Origin of the sequence: Photobacterium sp. BZF1 (assembly GCF_014349205.1) — a bacterium.
In the GTDB taxonomy this organism is placed as follows: Bacteria; Pseudomonadota; Gammaproteobacteria; order Enterobacterales; family Vibrionaceae; genus Photobacterium.
In genome coordinates this window covers 1-5,067 of sequence record NZ_JACSOF010000251.1, presented here as the reverse complement: position 1 = coordinate 5,067, position 5,067 = coordinate 1, and the positions used below count along the sequence as shown (strand labels likewise).

The window sequence follows — 5,067 nt, the reverse complement described above, 5'->3', positions numbered from 1 at the left end:
CCATAAAACTCTGTCTGGGCAACCACGTTGTTGATCGCAATCGGGTTCCAGAACTGGCCAATTGGCATATCAATGCCCTTCTGGGTTTTGGTACCCAAACCAAGCTGCGGCATGATCTGGCGGAAGGCTAAGTAAATGTCGAGATCATTCCCGCCGACACGCAAACCAGTATGGGCCAACAAGCTATCAGTTCTGTCGGCTTTACCCGCCCAGCTTGGCCCCATCTGGATCATCGAACAGTCTGTGGTACCACCGCCGATATCAACCACCAATACGGTTTTATCTTCAGTTAAGGTGCTTTCATATTCAAGGCCCGCTGCAACTGGCTCAAACTGGAACTCGATGTGCTCAAAGCCCGCACGCTTGGCGGCCTGGCGCAAAATAGCTTCTGCCTGCTGGTTGGCTTTCTCTCCGCCCGTACCCTGGAAGTTGACCGGTCGGCCAATCATAGTACTGGTGATCGCCTTGTCCAGTTGGGTTTCTGCCTTTTGTTTGATATTGCGCATCATAGCGCACACCAGATCTTCGAAGAAACGAATCTGCACATCCCGCAGACCATTGGCACCGAGGAAGGATTTTGGCGATTTTACATAATAGACTTCTTCAGGATCTTCAAGGTACAGATCTAATGCCGCCTGACCAAATAGCAGATCGCCCTTCTCAACAATGATGTCTTCCTCACGGTTGAAGGCTATCGCGCGGCGCAGGACTTGCTCACCCAGTTCATCCACTGGTTGCACGCCCATATGGCGGTAAAGGTATTCGCTCACCGCTTCTCGGGTCGGTGCACAGAGTGTCGAAGGAATAAAACTGTTTTCGCCTTCCAGCGCCAGCATACGCGGTTGCCCTTGCTCCATAACGGCCACTGAGCAATTGGCTGTTCCATAATCAAAACCGATAAACATGTTATCCTCCGAACCAAGAAAAGCCGGCCATCATACTGAAATTAGCCATTTGTTCAATCAAGAGTTTATGACAATGCTCAGGAATGACGATTGACGCCACCTCAATCATCGTAACTTCTCCTTCTACTCACTGTTCCTCACCGCTTCCTTTCACATTAATGTTAAGAATTTCTTAACGACTAGCTTTATTGTTTCAAATATTCAGTCCATGTGATTATGGCTATGATAAGGCCGATTTCAGCACTACGGCGATAGGAGCAGGCCAATGACGGGGATACATATTTCATGTGCAGTAAACAATGTAGATGCGCTGTCATACCTTCCAGCACAAACCGATAAAGTCGCACTCGTAACCGAAGGTGGCGGCCAGCGTGGAATATTCACTGCAGGCGTTCTCGATGCCTTTTTGGACGACGATTTCAATCCCTTTTCTTTGTTGGTTGGCACCTCAGCAGGTTCGCTCAACATCGCTTCTTTTATCTGTGGCCACACTAAACATGCTTACCGTGTTATCACTGAAGCGACAACTACCCATGACTTTTTCGACCTACCCCGTTTTCTAATGGGAAAGGAAGGGCTGGATCTGGATTGGCTGCTAGAGCAGACACAAACCCGGCTCCCCCTTGATTGGCAACAAGGCCATGAGAACATGCGATCCCGCACTGTATTGGCTTGTGCCTGCCATGCAGACAACCATCGAGCTTCGTTTTTTGACCTCAATGATGATAACTGGCATGTTGCGCTCAAAGCGTCATGCGCCATTCCTGTCCTTCGCCGACAACCCATTCTCAACCAGCAGCAATACTGGGTGGATGGTGGTGTTGGGGCGCCAATCCCTGCCCAAGAGGCATACGATAGAGGCTATCGGCACATTGTCGTTATCCGCACTGTCCCCATCACTGCAAGTTTTGATCATTGTTGGATGTCGATCATCAGCAAAGCACTAGGCAAAACTAAAGCGTCTGCACTGATCAAATTGCTGCTTGAGCACGAAGAAAAGTACCGGCAAACCCAAGCATTTTTAAATACCCCCCCTGATGACGCCATCATCTACGAAATCCACCCTCAGAAAGATCTCTGCTCCAAATTGATAGGTAGCACTATTGACTCGCTCGATCTCGATTACCAATTGGGCTACCAGTCTGGGCGTTACTTCATGGCGACGCTAGGTAGAAAATTTACCGTACCGGGTGCAAGCGAGCTTGAAAATACTTTCTCCCAAGCAGCCTAAAAACGTTCCTGCAACGTACAACAATAAAGCAAAACAAAGGAAGGATTCATGCCCCCACTACGCCCAACGGACTTCGTCACCAAAGAGTCGGTATTTACAGAATTAATGAGTCGCGACATTCACCGTATGTGGCAGCAACGTCAGGAGCACACATTTAACGGTGTCAACGGTATCCCACTATTTGGTATTAGCCTTTGTCAAAGTGAAGCACCACTACTGCCGCAAAACCGATATTGTGTCGTTATCGTAAATGGCCGAAATGAGAGTGTATGGAAATATCAGGAAGTGATGTTTGAGTACTTTGCCCACGGCTTTGACATCTATACCTATGATCACCGTGGCCAAGGGGCATCCGGTCGCCTTGCCGATGATCCCGAACTAGGCCATGTCGATACCTTTGCGGACTATGTGGCAGACCTTGATATCTTCATCAAAACCATCGTACGGCCAAACCGCTATTCCAGATGTTTTTTGTTGGCACACTCCATGGGCGGTGCGGTTTCAACACTTTATATGGAACAGCACCCCAATATATTCAATGCCGCTGTGTTAAATGCCCCGATGTTTGGTATTCATATATCTAGCCCGCTGCGGTTTGTCGCCCCTGCAGTCGCGAAACTTTATGACCTCTACCAATCCAAGCCAGATTATGGCCTTGGGCAGAAGGCTTATCATGAGTTGCCATTTGAACAAAACGATCAATGTCAGAGCCAATTGCGCTATGTTTGGGCTAAACATCTTTATCAAACCCATCCAGAATTACGTGTTGGTGGACCCAGCGCCAGGTGGATATGGCAGGCAATGCGAGCAGCTAAACAGTGCATTCAAGAGTCAAAAAATTTGAAGACTCCCCTGCTCTTGCTACAAGCAGGAAATGACACCATTGTCGATAACCGCGCTCATCATCTGTTCAATGGCAATACTGAGCAATGCCAATTAAAAGTGATTGAATCGGCACGCCATGAACTACTGATGGAAAAAGATGAATTGAGGGATCAGGTAATGGGTGAAACCCTGTCTTTCTTTGAGCAATTTTTCATTAAAGAATGTGCATAAACCAAGCTGCGAAGCTCGCAGCTGGTTCCGCAAGAGCCACTTAGCCTGGGTATACCTTTTCAAAATACTCCAACACCAAGTCAGACGACTCATTGAATTCAACACCTAAACTGGCGGCATATTTTGTGAAGAACGTCATGTGCGCATCCCGCCACCACTGGTAAGTCAGATCGCCCTCACCTTCCAGTGCCGCAAACTCAGCTGTGACTTGATTAAAAGGGCAAATAGAAACGTCTTTCAGTTTGATAATACAGACAGGTTCTTGTGCCCAGTTGAGCACGACTGATAAGCGTCCGACTTTAGGAAAGGGCGCTTGCTCGGCATCATAACCCGCTTTCAAACTACAAGAAGCACGTTTGATACCTTGGTAAATTAGCCTCGCACACTCGTTAGCATTGTACTCATCGGCACAAAAATACTCGGCAATGGCCTCTGGCACAGCATCGCGCTCTGCTGGTGTTAGTGTGCATAGATATTGTTCTAGAAAATCCCTTTGCTCTTTATTCATGCTTCCTACTTTGTGTTGCTCTGCTATCCCATAGACAAGGTCACTACGTGATTACCTTTAATTATGCCCAGCACTTGAACGCATTGCATTATGTTATTCATTAACCCTATGGGAGCTCACAGTGTTCTTGGACTAGATACAAGTAAATTGATTCTTGTTAGCGATCTCGCTGTCATTTTCATCCATACTTATTGTTTTAATACCCAATACAAATATGAGTATGAATACACTAACTAAAATCTTTGCCTCTACCCTCTTTCTTCTAGTAGCGCTGACAGGATGCAGTGAAAATGAGATGCCTAAAGAAGGGGTCAAATACACGGTTGTTGAAACTCCAACTGAAGGCGTCGCCGATGTTGTTGAAGTCTTCTCTCTTGGTTGTGGCCACTGCCGAAATATGGAATTGATGCTGCCGGAAATCAAAAAACTGGCAGAAGTGGATATTGACCAAGTTCATGTTACTTTCAACGAAAGCGCACAATATGCTGCCTACCTTTACTACACTGCGGCGGTTCAGAGTGGTGGTAAGCCGTCACCAGAGCTGAAAGAGGCACTGTTTGGCTTTGTGCAAGAACAAGCAGCGGACTTAGATGAAGAAGGTCGCAAAAACAAACTGGACGAAATCTTCAGCCAGTACGATATTGTCAGCCCATTCGACCTCAACGATGAGCAAAAAGAGCAAGTCTACCAGCAGATGACAAGCGCTAACCAGTTGGAGCAAAATGCACAAATTACGTCGGTACCTTCTTTCCTAGTCAAAGGGAAATACCTGGTACAGAATGGCGCTCACGATAGTTTAGAAGATTTAGCTAACACTATTCGTTACCTATCAGAAAAACAATAATTCGCTTCCATCCAGGGCTGTGACAATACCAGCCCTATTCTTCCCTTCTCCATCCCAGCCAAATTCCTACTCGATAATAAGTACAAATACACCGTGAATTCCTAGCAGTTATTTATACCTCAACATTAATATTTACCAGTAAGGCTTCGCTTTACCGTGATTGCAGTTTTTTGCCCAGACACCAAAATGAATTATTACCCATAATGATAAACATAAGCAACGCAAATAAATAAGCTACCTCGATTTTTGGCAATCAAAAAACACCTCGTGATATGCAAAGCACTATTTACACATTGCTTAATTCCCCACCACACACTGAATGTAACCAAATATATTACAGCAACAAAAAACACAACAAAATCATTAACATAAACAAAAAAGACTCTAAAAATCAGCTTTAATATTGTTTTACTATTACTACATGGAACTTAGTAATAAAAATATCAACGAGCACTAAACCTGTGCTTTATGCAAATACATACAGGAAATAAAAAATGAATAAAAAGCTAATTGCGCTAGCAGT

The 5,067-nt window shown here is 45.6% G+C and carries 5 protein-coding genes; 3 read left to right on the top strand and 2 right to left on the bottom strand.

From position 1 onward, the window contains the following. The coding region (gene yegD / locus BIZ37_RS29470) for a molecular chaperone (RefSeq protein WP_187464573.1) at positions 1-905 on the bottom strand (905 nt) is incomplete at its 3' end. Positions 906-1,170: 265 nt separating this feature from the next. Between yegD and BIZ37_RS29465 the strand changes: the two genes are divergently transcribed. Both BIZ37_RS29465 and BIZ37_RS29460 read left to right on the top strand, forming a co-directional pair. Then, positions 1,171-2,136, top strand: a complete 966-nt coding sequence (locus BIZ37_RS29465; RefSeq protein ID WP_187464572.1) for a patatin family protein — start codon at positions 1,171-1,173, stop codon at positions 2,134-2,136. Between the two features lie 48 nt (positions 2,137-2,184). Continuing rightward, complete coding sequence (locus tag BIZ37_RS29460) at positions 2,185-3,192, top strand: alpha/beta fold hydrolase (protein WP_255526958.1); 1,008 nt, start codon at positions 2,185-2,187, stop codon at positions 3,190-3,192. 40 nt (positions 3,193-3,232) lie between these two features. On the opposite strand, the gene BIZ37_RS29455 is transcribed toward BIZ37_RS29460, so the two are convergent. Next, positions 3,233-3,700, bottom strand: a complete 468-nt coding sequence (locus BIZ37_RS29455) for an ASCH domain-containing protein (protein WP_187464571.1) — start codon at positions 3,698-3,700, stop codon at positions 3,233-3,235. A gap of 220 nt (positions 3,701-3,920) precedes the next feature. Here BIZ37_RS29455 and BIZ37_RS29450 point away from each other — a divergent pair, with 220 nt between their 5' ends. Further along, positions 3,921-4,544 carry a thioredoxin domain-containing protein gene (locus BIZ37_RS29450; RefSeq protein ID WP_187464570.1) on the top strand — a complete coding sequence of 208 codons (624 nt, stop codon included), beginning with the start codon at positions 3,921-3,923 and terminating at the stop codon, positions 4,542-4,544. Positions 4,545-5,067: the final 523 nt, after the last annotated feature.

Coding starts and splice junctions, on each gene's coding strand:
- BIZ37_RS29465 (WP_187464572.1), top strand. CDS start 1,171: ATGACGGGGATACATATTTCATGTGCAGTAAACAATGTAGATGCGCTG.
- BIZ37_RS29460 (WP_255526958.1), top strand. CDS start 2,185: ATGCCCCCACTACGCCCAACGGACTTCGTCACCAAAGAGTCGGTATTT.
- BIZ37_RS29455 (WP_187464571.1), bottom strand. CDS start 3,700: ATGAATAAAGAGCAAAGGGATTTTCTAGAACAATATCTATGCACACTA.
- BIZ37_RS29450 (WP_187464570.1), top strand. CDS start 3,921: ATGAATACACTAACTAAAATCTTTGCCTCTACCCTCTTTCTTCTAGTA.